The organism is Pseudomonas sp. GW821-FHT02B10, assembly GCF_059421865.1.
In genome coordinates, this window is sequence record NZ_JBWKVU010000001.1 from 361,624 (window position 1) to 380,527 (window position 18,904).

At 62.5% G+C, this 18,904-nt stretch carries 20 protein-coding genes; 15 read left to right on the forward strand and 5 right to left on the reverse strand.

The genetic code is table 11. From position 1 onward, the window contains the following. Positions 1-38 precede the first annotated feature (38 nt). Positions 39-590, reverse strand: coding sequence for an NUDIX hydrolase (locus AC07VU_RS01615; protein ID WP_102679293.1), 552 nt, complete (start codon positions 588-590; stop codon positions 39-41). A 147-nt stretch (positions 591-737) separates the two neighbouring features. Here AC07VU_RS01615 and AC07VU_RS01620 point away from each other — a divergent pair, with 147 nt between their 5' ends. The 5 genes from AC07VU_RS01620 (at position 738) to purT (ending at position 3,975) form a co-directional block, all read left to right on the forward strand. Next, the gene (locus AC07VU_RS01620) at positions 738-1,337 is read left to right on the forward strand and encodes a CoA pyrophosphatase (RefSeq protein WP_277587946.1); all 600 of its coding nucleotides are present in this window, start codon (positions 738-740) and stop codon (positions 1,335-1,337) included. Between the two features lie 65 nt (positions 1,338-1,402). Then, the gene (locus tag AC07VU_RS01625; RefSeq protein ID WP_457275697.1) at positions 1,403-1,927 is read left to right on the forward strand and encodes a gamma carbonic anhydrase family protein; all 525 of its coding nucleotides are present in this window, start codon (positions 1,403-1,405) and stop codon (positions 1,925-1,927) included. Then, entirely contained in the window at positions 1,924-2,136 is a 213-nt protein-coding gene (locus AC07VU_RS01630; protein WP_007927703.1) for a DUF1289 domain-containing protein, read from the forward strand. Before AC07VU_RS01625 ends, AC07VU_RS01630 begins: the two co-directional genes overlap by 4 nt. A gap of 86 nt (positions 2,137-2,222) precedes the next feature. Continuing rightward, a complete protein-coding gene (locus tag AC07VU_RS01635) occupies positions 2,223-2,690 on the forward strand; it encodes a VUT family protein (protein ID WP_007927702.1) in 468 nt (155 codons plus the stop codon). Between the two features lie 103 nt (positions 2,691-2,793). Continuing rightward, positions 2,794-3,975: a formate-dependent phosphoribosylglycinamide formyltransferase gene (gene purT / locus AC07VU_RS01640; RefSeq protein WP_457275698.1), complete on the forward strand. Its 1,182-nt coding sequence runs from the start codon at positions 2,794-2,796 to the stop codon at positions 3,973-3,975. 87 nt (positions 3,976-4,062) lie between these two features. On the opposite strand, the gene AC07VU_RS01645 is transcribed toward purT, so the two are convergent. From AC07VU_RS01645 to AC07VU_RS01655, 3 genes are all read right to left on the reverse strand, one after another. Beyond that, on the reverse strand, positions 4,063-5,379 hold the full coding sequence (locus AC07VU_RS01645) for an MFS transporter (RefSeq protein WP_457275699.1): 1,317 nt from the start codon (positions 5,377-5,379) through the stop codon (positions 4,063-4,065). A gap of 383 nt (positions 5,380-5,762) precedes the next feature. Beyond that, positions 5,763-7,001, reverse strand: coding sequence for a transporter associated domain-containing protein (locus tag AC07VU_RS01650; protein ID WP_274305617.1), 1,239 nt, complete (start codon positions 6,999-7,001; stop codon positions 5,763-5,765). A gap of 12 nt (positions 7,002-7,013) precedes the next feature. Beyond that, entirely contained in the window at positions 7,014-7,826 is an 813-nt protein-coding gene (locus AC07VU_RS01655) for a cytochrome C assembly family protein (RefSeq protein WP_007927682.1), read from the reverse strand. A 198-nt stretch (positions 7,827-8,024) separates the two neighbouring features. Between AC07VU_RS01655 and ffh the strand changes: the two genes are divergently transcribed. The 6 genes from ffh to AC07VU_RS01685 all read left to right on the forward strand — a co-directional run bounded on the left by ffh (position 8,025) and on the right by AC07VU_RS01685 (position 12,099). Then, entirely contained in the window at positions 8,025-9,401 is a 1,377-nt protein-coding gene (gene ffh / locus AC07VU_RS01660) for a signal recognition particle protein (RefSeq protein ID WP_007927681.1), read from the forward strand. 248 nt (positions 9,402-9,649) lie between these two features. Further along, on the forward strand, positions 9,650-9,901 hold the full coding sequence (gene rpsP / locus AC07VU_RS01665; protein WP_007927680.1) for a 30S ribosomal protein S16: 252 nt from the start codon (positions 9,650-9,652) through the stop codon (positions 9,899-9,901). Between the two features lie 5 nt (positions 9,902-9,906). Continuing rightward, complete coding sequence (gene rimM, locus AC07VU_RS01670; protein ID WP_457275700.1) at positions 9,907-10,443, forward strand: ribosome maturation factor RimM; 537 nt, start codon at positions 9,907-9,909, stop codon at positions 10,441-10,443. A 2-nt stretch (positions 10,444-10,445) separates the two neighbouring features. Continuing rightward, a complete protein-coding gene (gene trmD / locus AC07VU_RS01675) occupies positions 10,446-11,198 on the forward strand; it encodes a tRNA (guanosine(37)-N1)-methyltransferase TrmD (RefSeq protein ID WP_007927678.1) in 753 nt (250 codons plus the stop codon). Between the two features lie 45 nt (positions 11,199-11,243). Further along, positions 11,244-11,594, forward strand: coding sequence for a 50S ribosomal protein L19 (rplS, locus tag AC07VU_RS01680; protein ID WP_007927677.1), 351 nt, complete (start codon positions 11,244-11,246; stop codon positions 11,592-11,594). A gap of 91 nt (positions 11,595-11,685) precedes the next feature. Continuing rightward, entirely contained in the window at positions 11,686-12,099 is a 414-nt protein-coding gene (locus AC07VU_RS01685) for an acyl-CoA thioesterase (RefSeq protein ID WP_007927676.1), read from the forward strand. A 59-nt stretch (positions 12,100-12,158) separates the two neighbouring features. On the opposite strand, the gene AC07VU_RS01690 is transcribed toward AC07VU_RS01685, so the two are convergent. Beyond that, on the reverse strand, positions 12,159-13,967 hold the full coding sequence (locus AC07VU_RS01690) for a cation:proton antiporter (protein WP_277587947.1): 1,809 nt from the start codon (positions 13,965-13,967) through the stop codon (positions 12,159-12,161). 107 nt (positions 13,968-14,074) lie between these two features. Here AC07VU_RS01690 and xerD point away from each other — a divergent pair, with 107 nt between their 5' ends. The 4 genes from xerD (at position 14,075) to thrC (ending at position 18,860) form a co-directional block, all read left to right on the forward strand. Further along, a complete protein-coding gene (xerD, locus tag AC07VU_RS01695; protein WP_009042324.1) occupies positions 14,075-14,971 on the forward strand; it encodes a site-specific tyrosine recombinase XerD in 897 nt (298 codons plus the stop codon). A gap of 207 nt (positions 14,972-15,178) precedes the next feature. Next, complete coding sequence (locus AC07VU_RS01700) at positions 15,179-15,910, forward strand: thioredoxin fold domain-containing protein (protein WP_007927673.1); 732 nt, start codon at positions 15,179-15,181, stop codon at positions 15,908-15,910. 131 nt (positions 15,911-16,041) lie between these two features. Beyond that, positions 16,042-17,346: a homoserine dehydrogenase gene (locus AC07VU_RS01705; RefSeq protein WP_274305620.1), complete on the forward strand. Its 1,305-nt coding sequence runs from the start codon at positions 16,042-16,044 to the stop codon at positions 17,344-17,346. Between the two features lie 104 nt (positions 17,347-17,450). Continuing rightward, positions 17,451-18,860, forward strand: a complete 1,410-nt coding sequence (gene thrC / locus AC07VU_RS01710) for a threonine synthase (protein WP_495029448.1) — start codon at positions 17,451-17,453, stop codon at positions 18,858-18,860. Positions 18,861-18,904: the final 44 nt, after the last annotated feature.

The following is an 18,904-nucleotide window of genomic DNA, read 5'->3' on the forward strand; positions in this document are numbered from 1 at the left end:
TCCCTAAGAGTACACAGGTGCCGCGTACGTTTTGTTGTTTAAGTGAGGGCAGGCTGAGCCAGGGGCGGAATGGACTCGGAACGCACGGGGTATTGCTCGTTCCGCCGGTCAGCGAAGAAACATTCTAAGGTACGCCCGACCGTGCGAAAAGCCAGCTCGGACCAGGGAATGTCGGCTTCTTCGAAAAGCCGGACTTCCAGGCTCTCTGCGCCAGCGGCGAAATCCAGGTCCGCCAGTTCGGCGCGGAAGAAGACATGCACCTGGCTGATGTGCGGGACGTCGATCAGGGTATAGATGCTCAGGTTGCGGACCCGGGCGCAGGCCTCCTCGAACGTCTCGCGAATCGCCGCCTGTTCGACGGTCTCGCCGTTCTCCATGAAGCCGGCCGGCAGCGTCCAGTAGCCACGACGCGGCTCGATCGCGCGCCGGCACAGCAGCACCTGGGTACCCCAGGTAGGCAGGCAGCCGGCGACTATGTTCGGGTTCTGGTAATGGATGGTCTGGCAGTTGTCGCAAACAAAACGCAGGCGCGAATCGCCTTCGGGAATGCGTTGGGTGACCGGGTGACCGCACTGGCTGCAGAATTTCATGCTGGGTATCCGAAAAGGCTGCGCCTATCTTGGCGTGCACGGGGCTTTGTCGGCAAGTTGTCGTTACGCGACATGGCGTGGATCGGGGCTTGGGCGGTCGGTTTGTTTGGTGCATGATGCAAGGTAGTCGACAGATCGAGAAGACTCATGCTGGACGAGCTACTGCACCGGGTAAGCAACCATACGCCGCGACCGCTGGAGACGGATCGACGTTTCCCCGAGGCCGCCGTGCTGGTGCCCATTACCCGCAGTGACGAGCCTGAGCTGGTGCTGACCCTGCGCGCCAAAGGATTGTCCACCCACGGCGGCGAAGTGGCCTTCCCCGGCGGCCGCCGCGACGCGGAAGATCCCGACCTGGTTTTTACCGCCCTGCGCGAAGCCGAAGAGGAAATCGGTCTGCCCCCGGGGCTGGTGGAGGTGATCGGCCCTTTAAGCCCGCTGATTTCCCTGCACGGGATCAAGGTCACGCCCTATGTCGGGGTGATTCCCGATTACGTCGAGTACCTGGCCAATGACGCCGAGATCGCCGCGGTATTCAGCGTGCCGTTGGAGTTTTTCCGCCAGGACCCGCGCGAGCATACTCACCGCATCGATTATCAGGGCCGCAGCTGGTACGTGCCGAGCTACCGCTTCGGCGAGTACAAGATCTGGGGCCTGACGGCGATCATGATCGTCGAGCTGATCAACCTGCTGTATGACGCCCAGATCAGCCTGCACCAACCGCCCAAAAGCTTTATCAATATTTGAAGCCATCGCTCGTATGGCCTGACCCCACTGTGTATATGAACCTGCCTGGCCTTGAGGACAACAATATGAAATACCGCCTGGGCGACGCCCGTGTCGAAACCCACCCGCAAAGCTGGGTCGCACCCAATGCCACGCTGGTGGGCAAGGTCAAGCTGGAGGAGGGGGCCAACGTCTGGTTCAACGCGGTGCTGCGTGGCGACAACGAGCTGATCCTGATCGGCAGGAACAGCAATGTGCAGGACGGCACGGTGATGCATACCGACATGGGCTTTCCGCTGACCATCGGCACCGGCGTGACCATTGGCCACAACGCCATGCTGCATGGCTGCAGCGTCGGCGACTACAGCCTGATCGGCATCAACGCGGTGATTCTCAACGGCGCGAAGATCGGCAAGAACTGCATCATCGGCGCCAACTCGCTGATCGGCGAAGGCAAGGAGATCCCTGACGGTTCGCTGGTGATGGGCTCGCCGGGCAAGGTGGTCCGTGAACTGACCGAGCAGCAGAAGAAGATGCTCGAAGCCAGCGCCGCGCACTATGTGCATAATTCCCAGCGTTACGCCCGCGATCTGGCCGAGCAAGAACAATGACCGAACCCGAAAAACCCGTCCGTTCGCCCTGCGTGAGCATTTGTGCGCTGGACGATGACGATATCTGCACCGGTTGCCAGCGCACGGTGAGCGAGATCACCCGCTGGAGCCGCATGGACAACGCCGAGCGCCGTGAGGTGCTGGCGCTGTGTCATGAGCGCGCCAAGTCCAGCGGGGTGCTGTGGATGATCGGCACCCAGTCCGGCTAGACGGCTATCTCGGGCCAGCTCCCGTCTGGCCCATCCCATCCGCCTGAAGTACCCTGTGCGCCTTACTGACAGGTACTTTTCGCCCCATGCTCTTCCTGATCGCCTATATCGGCAGTGTCGTACTGATCAACTACGCTTTTTCTACCGCTCCGCACCTGGACATCATCTGGTCGGCCTGGGGCGGGCTGGTGTTCGTCCTGCGGGACATGGTGCAGACCCGCTTCGGCCATGGCGCGCTCGTCGCCATGCTGGTGGCGCTGGTGCTGTCCTACGTGACCTCCGAGCCGGCCATCGCCCTGGCCAGCGCCACGGCGTTCGCGGTCTCCGAGTGCATCGACTGGCTGGTGTTCAGTATCACCAAGCGCCCACTGCACGACCGCCTGTGGATAAGTTCGGCGTTGAGCATTCCCTTGGACACCTTTATCTTTTTCGGCCTGATAGACGCCTTGACCCCGGGCGTGATCCTCACGGCGCTGGGGTCGAAGTTCGCCGGCGTGACCGTGGTCTGGCTGGCCATGGCCTGGCGTTTGCGCAAGGCGGCGTGCGCCAGCTGAGGCCAAAGTGCGCGGTTCATGTAAAATGCCGCGCTTTCTTCCCCATGGGCCGCCTGCCTGGTGCGCGACCCTCGATGATCCGCTCCTTTTTGAGGACTTTCAGATGACCCGTATCGGAACTCCATTGTCGCCAACCGCGACCCGCGTTTTGCTGTGTGGCTGTGGTGAGTTGGGCAAGGAAGTGGTGATCGAGCTGCAACGCCTGGGCGTTGAGGTGATTGCCGTGGATCGCTACGCCAATGCGCCGGCGATGCAGGTCGCCCATCGCAGCCATGTGATCAACATGCTCGACGGTGCCGCGCTGCGTGCAGTGATCGAGGCGGAGAAGCCGCACTTCATCGTGCCGGAGATTGAAGCCATCGCCACCGCCACCCTGGTGGAGCTGGAGTCCGAAGGGTTCACCGTGATCCCGACCGCCCGGGCCGCCCAGTTGACCATGAACCGTGAAGGCATCCGTCGCCTGGCCGCCGAAGAACTGGACCTGCCGACCTCGCCTTACCACTTCGCCGACACCTTCGAAGACTACCGCAAGGCGGTGGACGACCTGGGCTTCCCTTGCGTGGTCAAGCCGGTGATGAGTTCCTCGGGCAAGGGCCAGAGCCTGTTGCGCAGCGTCGACGACGTGCAGAAGGCCTGGGACTACGCCCAGGAAGGCGGGCGTGCCGGCAAGGGCCGGGTGATCATCGAAGGTTTCATCGATTTCGATTACGAAATCACCCTGCTGACCGTGCGCCACGTTGGCGGTACCACCTTCTGCGCGCCGGTCGGCCACCGCCAGGAGAGGGGCGATTATCAGGAGTCCTGGCAGCCCCAGGCCATGAGCCCGAAAGCCCTGGCCGAGTCCGAGCGCGTGGCCAAGGCCGTGACCGAGGCCCTGGGTGGCCGAGGCCTGTTCGGCGTCGAGCTGTTCGTCAAGGGCGACCAGGTCTGGTTCAGCGAAGTGTCGCCGCGTCCCCATGACACCGGCCTGGTGACCCTGATTTCCCAGGACCTGTCGCAGTTCGCCCTGCATGCGCGGGCGATTCTCGGCCTTCCGATCCCGTTGATCCGTCAGTTCGGCCCGTCGGCTTCGGCGGTGATCCTGGTGGAAGGCCAGTCGACCCAGACCGCTTTCGCCAACCTGGGCGCGGCCCTGAGCGAGCCGGATACGGCCCTGCGCCTGTTCGGCAAGCCCGAAGTCAACGGCCAGCGCCGCATGGGCGTGGCCCTGGCGCGCGACGAGTCGATCGAGGCCGCGCGGGCCAAGGCGACCCGCGCTTCCCAGGCGGTCGTTGTAGAGCTGTAAAAGCATCGCGGGCAAGCCTCGCTCCTACCTACAGAAGATCGCGCTCTTCTGTAGGTAGGAGCGAGGCTTGCCCGCGATAACAATCTCTCAGCCGACCTGGTTCAGGTCGTTATTGCGCGTTTCCTTCAGGCACAGCACAGCGATCAGGCTGAGCACCGCTGCCGCCGACACATAGCCGCCAACCCAACTCAATCCCCCCATCGCCACCAGCTTCTGGGCGAAGAACGGTGCCGCCGAGGCGCCGACAATGCCGCCCAGGTTATAGGCCGCCGATGCGCCGGTATAACGCACGTGGGTCGGGAACAGCTCGGGCAGCAGGGCGCCCATCGGGGCGAAGGTCACGCCCATCAGGAACAGCTCGATGCACAGGAACAGCGCCACGCCCCAGGTCGAGCCCTGGGTCAGCAGCGGTTCCATGGTGAAGCCGGAGAGAATCGCCAGCAGGCCGCCGATGATCAGCACCGGCTTGCGTCCATAGCGGTCGCTGGCCCAGGCCGACAGCGGCGTGGCCGCGGCCATGAACAACACCGCGAAGCACAGCAGGCCGAGGAAGGTTTCGCGGCTGTAGCCGAGGGTCGCGACGCCGTAGCTCAGCGAGAACACCGTCGAGATATAAAACAGCGCGTAGCACACCACCATCGCCGCAGCGCCCAGCAGCACTGGCAGCCAGTACTGGCTGAACAGCTCGACCAGCGGCATCTTGACCCGCTCCTGGCGGGCGATGGCGTTGGCGAATACCGGGGTTTCATGCAGCTTCAGGCGCACATACAGGCCGACCAGCACCAGGGCGGCGCTGAGCAGGAACGGGAGCCGCCAGCCCCAGGAGCGGAACTGTTCGTCGCTCAGGCTCATGGCCAGGGTCAGGAACAGGCCGTTGGCCGCGAGAAAACCGATCGATGGTCCCAGCTGCGGGAACATGCCGAACCAGGCGCGTTTGCCTTTGGGCGCGTTTTCCGTGGCGAGCAGCGCGGCGCCGCCCCATTCGCCGCCCAGCCCCAGGCCCTGGCCGAAGCGCAGCAGGCACAGCAGGACCGGTGCCCAGGCACCAATGCTGTCATAGCCGGGCAGCACGCCGATCAGCGTGGTGCACACGCCCATCAGTAGCAGCGATGCCACCAGGGTCGACTTGCGGCCGATCCGGTCGCCGAAGTGGCCGAACAGCGCCGAGCCCAGAGGGCGGGCGAGGAAGGCAATGCCGAAGGTCAGGAACGCCGAGAGCATCTGGGCGGTGCCGGACGTCTGCGGGAAGAATACCGGGCCGATCACCAGTGCGGCGGCGGTGGCATACACGTAGAAGTCGTAGAACTCGATGGCGGTGCCGATAAAGCTGGCGGTGGCCACGCGGCTGGCGGAGTTGGTCGGCTGGGCAGGCACGGAGGCGCTGTAAGTGGTGCTGGTCGTCATGCGGTTATCCCTGACAGTCATGTGCTCCATGGGAGCGAATTATTATGGTCGAACACCCAGGGATGTGGGTTTGGCGCGGGCGCGGCTCGGGGTGGGAGCGAAGCCTGCCAGAAGCGGGCGGAGCAGGGCAGAAGCCGCTGGGTGCGGGTAGCACGCGGGTGCTGCGGGGCTTGGGTAAGCGGATCGATTATAGGAAGGCCCCTAACGATCAAACAAGCGGGACTTGAAACCCTGTAGCCGCTGCCGAGCCTGCGAGGCTGCGATCGACCGCGAGTCGGTCGCAAACCCTGTATCTGCGTTCTGCCTGATACAGCGTATTGGCAGGTTTTGCGCCGGCTGCGCCTTCGATCGCAGGCTGCGCCAGCGGCTACAGGGCTACAGGGCTACAGGGCGGGCGCGGTGAGCGGCTTGGTGTGCCAGATCAGCACGCGACTGACCCGGTTGTCCTCGGTTTCGAGGATTTCCAGGCGGTAGCGGCCGATCTTCAGGCAAACGGCGCTGTCGGGGATGGTCTCCAGCGCTTCGGTGACCAGGCCGTTGAGAGTTTTCGGGCCGTCGCAGGGCAGGTGCCAGCCCAGGCTCTTGTTCAGTTCGCGAATCGAGGCCGCGCCTTCGATCACGAAACGTCCGTCGGCTTGGGGATGGATATGCGGGTTGTCGAGGCTGTGTTCGCTTTCAAATTCGCCGACGATTTCTTCGAGGATGTCTTCCAGGGTGACGATGCCCAGCACTTCGCCGTACTCGTCCACCACCATGCCCAGGCGGCGCTGCTGCTTGTGGAAGTTCAGCAGTTGCAGCTGCAGTGGGGTGCTTTCCGGCACGAAGTAAGGTTCGTGGCAGGCCGCCAGCAGCGCCTCCTGGGTCAGGCTGGCATCCGCCAGCAGGTGACGGATCTGGCGGGTGTTGAGGACCGCCTCGACCTGGTTGATATCGCTGTGGAACACCGGCAGGCGGGTGCGCTTGGACAAGCGCAGCTGTTCGATGATGTCGGCGATGGGGTCGTCGAGGTTGATCCCGTCGACCTCGCTGCGCGGCACCAGGATGTCATTGACGGTGATGTTGTCCAGGGCATGGATGCCCGACACCGGGTGCGGACGGCCGTTGGCATGTTCCTCGGCGCCGTCCGGGGCGGCGGCCTGCTCGTCTTCGCTCTGCTTGACGGCGCCAGCCTTGCGGGTGAAGGGGCGCAGCAACAGCTGGCTGATGCTGTGGAGCAGCCAGGCCGCGGGGTAGATGATCTTCAGCGGCACGCCCAGCAGGGTATTGCCCAGGCTGAGGATCGCATCCGGATAGCGGGTGGCCAGGGTGCGCGGGAGGTAGTCGGCGAGTACCAGCAACACGCTGGTGGCGATCAGGCAGGCCAGCCAGGGGCCGTTTTCCGCCCACTGCAGGAGCGCCAGCAAAGTACTGATGATGACCGCCAGCACCCGGCACAGGGTGTTGCAGAGAATCAGGCTGTCGCGCGGGAAGCTCAGGCGCGCCAGCGGTTTGTCGCCGGAGCGCGAAGCGGTGCGCAGGGTCAGCAGGTGTTGCTGGGCGGCTTCGATGGCGGTGAACAGCCCCGACCACAGCACCAGCAAGGCCAGGACCACGAGCATCGGCTCTATGGGCAGGTTGTCCATTATCGCCGCTCGTCAGATATGCAGGATGTATTCACGGACCAGCTTGCTGCCGAAGTACGCCAGCATCAGCAGGCAGAAGCCGGCCAGGGTCCAGCGAATCGCCTTGTGTCCGCGCCAGCCGAGGCGGTTGCGGCCCCACAGCAGCACGCTGAACACCACCCAGGCCAGGCAGGCCAGCAGGGTCTTGTGCACCAGGTGCTGGGCGAACAGGTTCTCGACGAACAGCCAGCCGGAGATCAGCGACAGCGAAAGCAGGGTCCAGCCGGCCCAGAGGAAGCCGAACAGCAGGCTCTCCATGGTCTGCAGCGGCGGAAAGTTCTTGATCAGCCCGGACGGGTGCTTGTGCTTGAGCTGGTGGTCCTGCACCAGCAGCAACAGGGCCTGGAACACGGCGATGGTGAACATGCCGTAGGCGAGGATCGACAGCAGGATATGGGCGAGGATGCCTGGCTCTTCGTCGATCACCGGCACCGTGCCGGTGGGCACGAACTGCGCCAGCAGCACGGTCAGCGCCCCCAGCGGAAACAGCAGGACCAGCAGGTTCTCCACCGGAATGCGCGAGCAGGCCAGCAGGGTCAGGGCTATCACCGCGGCGGCGATCAGGCTGGCGGCGCTGAAGAAGTCCAGGCCCAGGCCCACGGGCGTCATCAGGTGGGTCAGGAGGCTGGCGCTGTGGGCGAGCAGGGCAAGGATGCCGAGCGAGACCAGCAGGCGCTTGTTCGTCTTGGCGGCTTGAGCCAGACGAGTGCCTTGATAGAGGGTCGCAGCGGCATAGAGACAGGCGGCGGCGAGGGTGGTTAGCAAGCTGGGTGACAAGGGGAGCATAAATCCTGTTAGGCAAGCCCGAAAGTCGTTGAGTTTGGCATAGAACCGCCATCACACGAAAGACCGTGCAACCAGACGGCGGCTGTGCGTCGCACGCAGTCTTCGCTATAATCCGCGACCTGCCCACGGAGCACCTCTTTATATAGGGGCCCCGAGCCGCCATTACCTCGGTCTACTTAGGGCCTGAAAGGATCGCGCATGTTTGAAAACCTAACCGACCGTCTCTCGCAGACGCTGCGCCATGTCACCGGCAAGGCCAAGCTGACCGAGGACAACATTAAAGACACCCTGCGCGAAGTGCGCATGGCGTTGCTCGAAGCCGACGTCGCCCTGCCGGTGGTCAAGGACTTCGTCAACTCGGTGAAGGAACGTGCGGTCGGCACTGAAGTGTCGCGCAGCCTGACCCCGGGCCAGGCGTTCGTGAAGATCGTCCAGGCCGAACTCGAAAGCCTGATGGGCGCGGCCAACGAAGATTTGAACCTGAGCGCCGTGCCGCCTGCCGTCGTGCTGATGGCCGGTTTGCAGGGCGCCGGTAAGACCACCACCGCCGGCAAGCTCGCACGCTTCCTTAAAGAGCGCAAGAAGAAGAGCGTGATGGTGGTATCCGCCGACGTTTACCGTCCGGCGGCGATCAAGCAGCTCGAGACCCTGGCCAACGACATTGGCGTGACCTTCTTTCCGTCCGACCTGAGCCAGAAGCCGGTCGCGATCGCCGAAGCGGCTATTAAAGAAGCCAAGCTCAAGTTCATCGACGTGGTCATCGTCGACACCGCCGGTCGTCTGCACATCGACGCCGACATGATGGACGAGATCCAGGCGTTGCACGCGGCGGTCAAGCCGGTGGAAACCCTGTTCGTGGTCGACGCCATGACCGGCCAGGACGCTGCCAACACGGCCAAGGCCTTTGGCGACGCACTGCCGCTGACCGGCGTGATCCTGACCAAGGTCGACGGCGATGCCCGCGGCGGTGCCGCACTGTCGGTGCGTGCGATCACTGGCAAGCCGATCAAGTTCATCGGTATGGGCGAGAAGAGCGAAGCGCTCGAACCATTCCACCCTGAGCGTATCGCTTCGCGCATCCTCGGCATGGGCGACGTGCTCAGCCTGATCGAGCAGGCCGAACAGACCCTCGACAAGGAAAAAGCCGACAAGCTGGCGAAAAAGCTGAAAAAAGGCAAAGGCTTCGACCTCGAAGACTTCCGCGATCAGCTGCAACAGATGAAGAACATGGGCGGCCTCGGTGGCCTGATGGACAAGCTGCCGAATATCGGTGGCGTGAACCTGGCGCAAATGGGCAATGCCCAGGGCGCGGCCGAGAAGCAGTTCAAGCAGATGGAAGCCATCATCAACTCCATGACCCCGGCCGAGCGCCGCGACCCTGAGCTGATCAGCGGTTCGCGCAAGCGTCGGATCGCCATGGGTTCCGGCACCCAGGTGCAGGACATCGGTCGCTTGATCAAGCAGCACAAGCAGATGCAGAAGATGATGAAGAAATTCTCCGCCAAGGGCGGGATGGCGAAAATGATGCGCGGCATGGGCGGAATGTTGCCCGGCGGCGGCATGCCGAAGATCTGAAGAATCCACGCCGGCAGCCATGCCGGCGTTTCCCGCGGGGACGCGGGACCTCCAGCAAACCCGCGCTTGGCGGGAGCTGACTTGCCGTTGTTGCCAACGGCCCTATAGCAAATCTGGATGGCAGCCGGTAGGCGCCGGAAAAAGTCATTTGCAAAAGTCCGGATATTCCTTAGAATATGCGGCCTTTCGGGCACCCATGCCCGCTGTGCATTTAGATTTGCAGCACCGACTACAGGAACGATGTTCACATGCTAACAATCCGTCTTGCCCTTGGCGGCTCCAAAAAGCGCCCGTTTTACCACTTGACCGTGACCGACAGCCGCAACCCACGCGACGGTTCGCACAAAGAACAAGTTGGCTTCTTCAACCCGATCGCTCGTGGTCAAGAAGTCCGCCTGTCCGTGAACCAAGAGCGCGTAGCCTACTGGCTGAGCGTTGGTGCACAACCGTCTGAGCGCGTTGCTCAGCTGTTGAAGGAATCGGCTAAGGCTGCAGCCTGAACCCTATGAACGCGACGCCTGCTCCTGCTGATGATTTGATCGTTATCGGCAAAATCTACTCTGTTCACGGCGTTCGCGGCGAAGTGAAGGTTTATTCCTTTACTGATCCGATTAAAAACCTGTTGGATTACAAAACCTGGACGCTCAAGCGCGAAGGTAGCGTGAAACAGGTTGAGCTGGTCAGCGGACGCGGGAATGAAAAATTCCTGGTCGCAAAGCTCAAGGGTCTCGATGATCGTGAAGAAGCGCGTCTTCTGGCCGGTTATGAGATCTGCGTGCCGCGCAACCTGTTCCCTGAACTGATCGACGGCGAGTACTACTGGTACCAGCTGCAAGGTCTCAAGGTCATCGACACTCACGGACAACTGTTCGGGAAGATCGATCACCTGCTGGAGACCGGCTCGAACGATGTAATGGTGGTCAAGCCTTGCGCTGGCAGCCTGGATGATCGCGAACGCCTGTTGCCCTATACCGAGCAATGCGTGTTGGCCGTCGACCTGGCAGCGGGCGAGATGAAGGTGGATTGGGACGCGGACTTCTGAACGTGGCTAGCCTGCGCGTAGAAGTGATCAGTTTGTTTCCCGAGATGTTTTCCGCCATCAGCGACTACGGCATAACCAGCCGCGCGGTGAAACAGGGGCTCTTGCAGCTGACCTGTTGGAATCCGCGAGACTACACCACGGATCGACATCACACTGTGGACGATCGCCCATTTGGCGGTGGCCCGGGCATGGTGATGAAGATCAAGCCCCTGGAAGATGCTCTGGTTCAGGCCAGGCAGGCAGCCGGGGAGGGCGCGAAGGTGATCTACCTGTCGCCCCAAGGCCGCAAACTGACTCAGTCGGCGGTACGCGAGTTGGCGAATGAGGATGCATTGATCCTGATTGCCGGTCGTTATGAAGGCATTGACGAGCGTTTTATTGAAGCTCATGTCGATGAAGAGTGGTCGATTGGCGACTATGTACTCTCCGGTGGCGAGCTGCCGGCGATGGTCCTGATTGATGCGGTTACGCGACTGCTGCCCGGAGCTTTAGGGCATGCGGATTCCGCGGAGGAGGATTCCTTCACGGATGGTCTGCTGGATTGCCCGCACTACACCCGACCGGAGGTGTATGCGGATCAGCGTGTTCCCGACGTGTTGCTAAGTGGCAACCACGCACACATCCGGCGTTGGCGTTTACAGCAGTCCCTTGGTCGGACCTATGAACGACGCGCCGATCTTCTGGAAAGCCGCTCGCTTTCTGGAGAAGAGAAGAAGCTGCTCGAGGAATACATCCGCGAGCGGGACGATAGTTAACAACGTATCGATGGTAGATCCGACGATTTACCTTAGGAGCACAGCATGACCAACAAAATCATTCTTGCACTCGAAGCAGAGCAGATGACCAAAGAGATCCCAGCCTTTGCCCCGGGCGACACCATTGTCGTTCAGGTGAAAGTGAAGGAAGGCGATCGTTCCCGTCTGCAAGCGTTCGAAGGCGTTGTAATCGCCAAGCGTAACCGCGGCGTGAACAGTGCATTCACCGTTCGTAAAATCTCCAACGGTGTTGGCGTAGAGCGTACTTTCCAGACCTACAGCCCGCAAATCGACAGCATGGCTGTCAAGCGTCGCGGTGACGTACGTAAAGCCAAGCTGTACTACCTGCGCGACCTGTCGGGTAAAGCAGCTCGCATCAAGGAAAAACTGGTTTAAGTCCAGCTTCCGATGCAGAAAAAAGCAGCCTACGGGCTGCTTTTTTGTTGCCCGTCATTTATCCCCGAATTGTGTTTCAGGCAGTAGAACCATGAGCCCCCGCGAGCAAGAAATCCAACGCCGGACCGAGCTGTCGGTGACCCGCGTGACCAAGGCGGTATTCCCGTCGACCACCAACCACCACAACACCCTGTTCGGCGGCACGGCGCTGGCCTGGATGGATGAAGTGTCGTTCATCGCTGCGACCCGTTTCTGCCGGTTGCCGCTGGTCACCGTGTCCACCGACCGTATCGACTTCAATCACCCGATTGCCGCCGGCTCCATCGTCGAGCTGGTGGGACGGGTGGTAAAGGTCGGCAATACCAGCCTCAAGGTCGAGGTTGAAGTGTTCGTCGAGAGCATGAGCTGCGATGGGCGAGAGAAGGCCATCCATGGCCTGTTCAGCTTTGTCGCCATCGATGACGACAAGCGCCCGGTACCGGTGCTGCCGGGGTTTGTCGACTGATAGTGGATTGATCAAAAGCAAGCTCGCGGTTACAGGCGCGAGCTTGCCGGCGATATGTTTCAGCCCGCCGTCGTATCCTTCTGAATCAACGCCACCAGGGTCCATCCCGCGGAGGGCTTGAGGGCGCTGCCTGGCGTCAGCACATGCACCCAGCCGCTGTTGTCGCGAGCGAACAGCAGAGTCGCCCGCTCACCATGCAGCGCCTGGTAATCCTCCCAGCCAAAACCTTCGGTCAGGTTGGTGCTGTACAGCTCCGCACCCTGTCCCAGCAGGCTGGCCAGTTTGCTGTAGGACAGCGTCTCGTTACCCAGCAGGTGCCCGCGATGTTCATGGCTGGCCCGGTGCTTGTCGGTGCGCCGGCTTTCCTGGCTGTTGGCCAGGCCGAACAGGCGCTGATGGCCGAAGTCGTGGCGAAAACGCATGGAGGCCAGGGTGTTCAATTCGCCGGAGGGTGACAGCGCCAGCAGATGGCCAAGCCCCACCAGGTCCAGATGGGCATCGGCATGTTGCGATGCCGGGTTGCCGAAATAGGTCGGCAGGCCGTCCATGCGCGCGGCACGGATGTTTTCCCAGCTCGAGTCGGTCAGCAGTACGCGGCTGCCCAGTTGTTGTAGAGCCTTGCCGATGGTCCGTGCCGGAGCGTTCGCACCGACGATCAGGAAGCCGCTCGGCGCTGGTTCCGCGACCTTCAATAGGCGGGCCAGCGGCCGCGCAGTGGCACTTTGCAGCACCACGGTGCCGATGATCACGGCAAAGGTCAGCGGCACCAGCAGCAGCGCCCCTTCGTGACCGGCCTGGTCCAGGCGAATGGCGAAGATCGCCGAGACCGCCGCGGCAACGATGCCTCGAGGCGCGATCCAGGCCAGCAGGGCCCGCTCGCGCCAGCTCAGGTTCGAGCCAGCGGTGGACAGCAGTACGTTCAATGGCCGGGCGATGAACTGGATCACCAGCAGCAGAATCAACACCAGCGGCCCCAGGGCGATCAGGGCATGCAGGTCCAGGCGCGCCGCCAGCAGGATGAACAGCCCGGAAATCAGCAGCACGCTGAGGTTTTCCTTGAAGTGCAGGATGTGCCGGACGTCGACGTCCTTCATGTTGGCCATCCACATGCCCATCAGGGTCACGGCCAGCAGGCCGGACTCATGCATCACCTGGTTGGCACCGATGAAGATGCCCAGCACCGCCGCCAGCGTGGCCAGGTTGTGCAGGTACTCCGGCAACCACTGGCGGCGCATGATGGTGCCCAGTACCCAGCCGCCGACGATGCCGAACAGGCTGCCGCAGAGGATCACCCCGCCGAAGGTCATCAGGCTGTGCTGCAGGCCCTGGCCCTCGGCGCTGGCGATGATGAAGCTGTAGACCACCACCGCCAGCAGGGCACCGATCGGGTCGATGACGATGCCTTCCCAGCGCAGGATGTTGGCGATCGACGCCTTGGGCCGCACCACCCGCAGCATGGGCACGATCACGGTGGGGCCGGTGACCAGGGTCAGGGTGCCGAACAGCAGCGCCAGCAACCAGTCGAAGCCCAGCAGCCAGTGGGTGGCCAGGGTGATCACTGCCCAGGTCGAAAGGGCGCCGATGGTCACCAGCCGGTGCACCACCTTGCCGATCTCGCGCCACTCCGACAGGTGCAGGGTCAGGCTGCCTTCAAACAGGATCAAGGCCACCGCCAGCGACACCAGTGGCATCAGCAGCGGTCCGAACAGTTCCTGCGGGTCGAGCCAGCCCAGGACCGGGCCGGCGAGAATGCCGCTCAACAGCAGGAACAGAATGGCCGGCAGTTTCAGGCGCCAGGCCAGCCATTGGCAGCCCACTGCAGCCACGCCTATGCCGCCAAAGGCCAACAGAATCTGTTGTTCGTTCATTGAAGCTCCCTGTTCCTTGAAATAGCGGGCTATGAAAGACTAGTGACCCTCTGCACAGTTCACTATTTATTTGCGCCCGGTCTCAAGGCCGCGCCTTTCGAGTATTTATGCCTGCCATCGACCATCCCCTGATAGACCGTTTCCTCGATGCGCTATGGCTGGAAAAGGGTCTTTCGGACAACACCCGCGAGGCTTATCGCAGTGATCTGGCGTTGTTCAACGGCTGGCTACAGGAAAAGGGGCTGGAGCTAGTAAATGCCGGCCGCGAGCTGATTCTCGACCACCTCGCCTGGCGGGTGGAGCAGGCCTACAAGCCACGCTCGACCGCGCGTTTTCTCTCCGGGGTGCGCGGCTTCTATCGTTACCTGCTGCGGGAAAAGCTGATTGCCGTGGACCCCACGCTGCAAGTCGACATGCCGCAGCTGGGGCGGCCATTGCCCAAGTCGCTGTCGGAGGCCGATGTCGAAGCCCTGCTGGCCGCTCCCGACCTGAGCGAGGCCATCGGCCAGCGCGATCGCGCCATGCTTGAAGTCCTGTATGCCTGCGGTCTGCGGGTCACCGAGCTGATCAGCCTGACCCTGGAGCAGGTCAACCTGCGCCAGGGCGTGCTGCGGGTGATGGGCAAGGGCAGCAAGGAGCGCCTGGTGCCGATGGGCGAGGAAGCGATTGTCTGGGTCGAGCGCTACATGCGCGATGCCCGTGGCGAGCTGCTCGGCGGGCGGCCCAGCGATGTGCTGTTCCCCAGCCAGCGCGGCGAGCAGATGACCCGGCAGACCTTCTGGCACCGGATCAAGCATCAGGCCAAGGTCGCCGGGATCGGCAAGTCGCTGTCGCCGCATACCTTGCGACATGCCTTCGCCACCCATCTGCTCAACCACGGCGCCGACCTGCGGGTGGTGCAGATGCTGCTGGGCCACAGCGATCTGTCGACCACCCAGATCTACACCCATGTCGCCCGGGCCCGTTTGCAGGACCTGCATGCCAAGCACCATCCCCGCGGTTGAGTGAGGTGTCGGTCGCCGCGAATGCCGGCTGCGGCGACCCGGGAGCGGTTCCGCGCCGATCGGCAAATGACCGGCTTGGCTCAGCGGGAGCCCGCCAGGCGGGCCTTATGTGGTAGGCTTTGCCGGTTTACAAAGTGGGCCGTTATGACCCGGTGTTCCAGTACGGGCGTTCTGACCGTCCCATTTGTCCGCCTTCAGGAGTTCCCAATGCGCGTGACCCAGATAATCGCCGCCGCAGCCATTGCGTTGGCCAGTACCTTTGTTATGGCCGATGACGCCGCCGAAAAAGCGATTCGTAAAAGCCTCCAGGGCCTGCAACTCGAAGTCCCGGTAGAAAGCATCAGCGCCAGCCCGCTGCCCGGTGTCTATGAAGTCAAGCTCAAGGGCAGCCGCGTGCTGTACGCCAGCGCCGACGGCCAGTTCGTGATGCAGGGCTACCTGTTCCAGCTCAAGGACGGCAAGCCGGTCAACCTGACCGAAAAGACCGAGCGCCTGGGCGTGGCCAAGCTGATCAACGCCATTCCGGTCGCTGAAACCGTGGTCTACCCGGCCATCGGCGAAACCAAGACCCACATCACCGTCTTCACCGACACCACCTGCCCGTACTGCCACAAGCTGCACGCCGAAGTGCCTGAGCTGAACAAGATGGGCGTGGAAGTGCGTTATGTCGCCTTCCCGCGCCAGGGCCTGGGTTCGCCGGGTGACGAGCAATTGCAGGCGGTCTGGTGCTCGGCCGACAAGAAAGCGGCCATGGACAAGATGGTCGATGGCAAGGAAATCAAGGCCGCCAAGTGCGCCAACCCGGTTTCCAAGCAATTCGCCCTGGGCCAGTCGATCGGGGTGAACGGCACGCCGGCCATCGTTTTGGCCGACGGCCAAGTGATTCCGGGCTACCAGCCTGCGCCACAAGTCGCCAAACTGGCGCTGGGCGCGAAATAATCCTGCGTCGTCGAGCCTTTGACGATCATGACGCGGCGGTTGTGGCCGACGCGTCATTAATAGAGAGCCGTGTGGTTTGCGGCTGTTTTCCACGGCCGACCTAGTGTCGGCCGTTTCATGGGGAGTTCAGAGTGAATCCGGTCAAAGTGGGCATCTGTGGGCTGGGTACCGTCGGTGGCGGTACCTTCAATGTACTTCAGCGTAACGCCGAGGAAATTGCTCGTCGTGCCGGGCGTGGAATCGAAGTGGCACAAGTTGCCATGCGCACGCCAAAGCCTCAGTTCCAAACGACCGGTATTGCGATTACCAACGATGTGTTCGAAGTGGCCACGAACCCTGAGATCGACATCGTCATAGAGCTGATGGGCGGCTATACCGTTGCCCGCGAGCTGGTACTCAAGGCCATCGAGCATGGTAAACATGTGGTCACCGCCAACAAGGCGCTTATCGCCGTACACGGTAACGAAATTTTCGCCAAGGCCCGTGAGAAGGGCGTGATCGTGGCGTTCGAGGCCGCCGTGGCGGGTGGTATTCCAGTCATCAAGGCGATCCGCGAAGGCCTGTCGGCCAACCGTATCAACTGGGTGGCCGGGATCATCAACGGCACTGGCAACTTCATCCTCACCGAAATGCGCGAGAAGGGTCGCACCTTCGAAGACGTGCTGGTCGAGGCCCAGGCCCTGGGTTATGCCGAAGCCGACCCGACCTTCGACGTCGAAGGCATCGACGCCGCGCACAAGCTGACCATCCTGGCATCCATCGCCTTTGGTATCCCGCTGCAGTTCGACAAGGCCTACACCGAAGGCATCACCAAGCTGACCACCGCCGACGTGAACTACGCCGAGGCCCTGGGCTATCGCATCAAGCACCTGGGCGTGGCCCGCCGCACCGATGCCGGCATCGAGCTGCGCGTGCACCCGACGCTGATCCCGGCCGATCGCCTGATCGCCAACGTCAATGGCGTGTTCAACGCGGTGATGGTCAACGGCGACGCCGTCGGCTCCACCCTGTACTACGGCGCCGGCGCCGGCATGGAGCCGACCGCTTCGTCGGTGATCGCCGACCTGGTGGACGTGGTTCGCGCCATGACCAGCGACCCGGAAAACCGTGTGCCGCACCTGGCCTTCCAGCCGGACTCGTTGTCGGCGCACCCGATCCTGCCGATCGAGGCCTGCGAAAGCGCCTACTATCTGCGGATCCAGGCCAAGGATCACCCGGGCGTACTGGCCCAGGTGGCGAGCATCCTGTCCGAGCGCGGCATCAATATCGAGTCGATCATGCAGAAAGAGGTCGAAGAACACGACGGCCTGGTGCCGATGATCCTGCTGACCCACCGTGTGGTGGAACAGCGCATCAACGATGCGATCACCGCGTTGGAAGCCCTGCAGGGCGTGGTCGGTCCGGTCGTGCGGATCCGTGTCGAACATCTGAATTAATTCAGCGGCAAGCGCCAAGCCGCAAGCTGCAAGTAAAAGCCGATTCGCTTTGACTTGTCGCCTGTCACTTGAAGCTTGCAGCTCCACACCAAAGGTTTGCTTATATGCGTTACATCAGCACCCGCGGCCAGGCACCGGCCCTGAATTTCGAAGACGTCCTGCTGGCCGGCCTGGCGAGCGACGGCGGTCTGTACGTACCGGAAAACCTGCCACGTTTCACCCAGGAGGAAATCGCTTCCTGGGCCGGCCTGCCGTATCACGAGCTGGCGTTCCGGGTGATGCGCCCGTTCGTCACCGGCAGCATTCCGGATGCCGACTTCAAGAAAATCCTTGAGGAAACCTACGGCGCTTTCTCCCACAACGCCATCGCTCCGCTGCGCCAGCTGAACGGCAACGAGTGGGTCCTGGAGCTGTTCCACGGCCCGACCCTGGCGTTCAAGGACTTCGCCCTGCAACTGCTGGGTCGCCTGCTGGATTACGTGCTGGAGAAGCGCGGCGAGCGCGTGGTGATCATCGGCGCCACTTCCGGTGATACCGGTTCGGCCGCCATCGAAGGCTGCAAGCGTTGCGACAACGTCGATATCTTCATCCTGCACCCGCACAACCGTGTGTCCGAAGTGCAGCGCCGGCAGATGACCACCATCTTCGGCGAGAACATCCATACCATCGCCATCGAAGGCAACTTCGACGACTGCCAGGAAATGGTCAAGGCCAGCTTCGCCGACCAGGGCTTCCTCAAGGGCACCCGCCTGGTGGCGGTGAACTCGATCAACTGGGCGCGGATCATGGCCCAGATCGTCTACTACTTCCACGCAGCCCTGCAGCTGGGCGGCCCGGCGCGTTCGGTGGCGTTCTCGGTGCCGACCGGCAACTTCGGCGATATCTTCGCCGGTTACCTGGCGCGCAACATGGGCCTGCCGATCAACCAGTTGATCGTCGCCACCAACCGCAACGACATCCTGCACCGCTTCATGAGCGGCAATCAGTACGTCAAGGAAACCCTGCACGCCACCCTGTCGCCGTCGATGGACATCATGGTCTCGTCGAACTTCGAGCGCCTGCTGTTCGACCTGCACGGTCGCAACGGTGCCGCGCTGGCTCAGCTGATGGACTCCTTCAAGCAGGGTGGCGGTTTCAGCGTTGAGCAGGAGCGCTGGACCGAAGCGCGCAAGCTGTTCGACTCCCTGGCTGTGGACGACGCGCAGACCTGCGAGACCATCGCCGAAGTCTTCGCCCAGACTGGCGAAGTGCTCGACCCGCACACCGCGATCGGCGTCAAGGCCGCCCGTGAGTGCCGTCGCAGCCTGGACATCCCGATGGTGGTGCTGGGTACCGCGCATCCGGTGAAGTTCCCGGAAGCGGTGGAGCAGGCCGGGATCGGCAAGGCCCTGGAATTGCCAGCGCACCTGTCCGACCTGTTCGAGCGCGAAGAGCGTTGCACCGTCCTGGCCAACGACCTGAAGGCCGTCCAGGCCTTCGTCAGCCAGCACGGCAATCGCGGCAAACCGCTCTGATCGACTGACATCGATCGTCAACAAGGCCCGTCTCTGACGGGCTT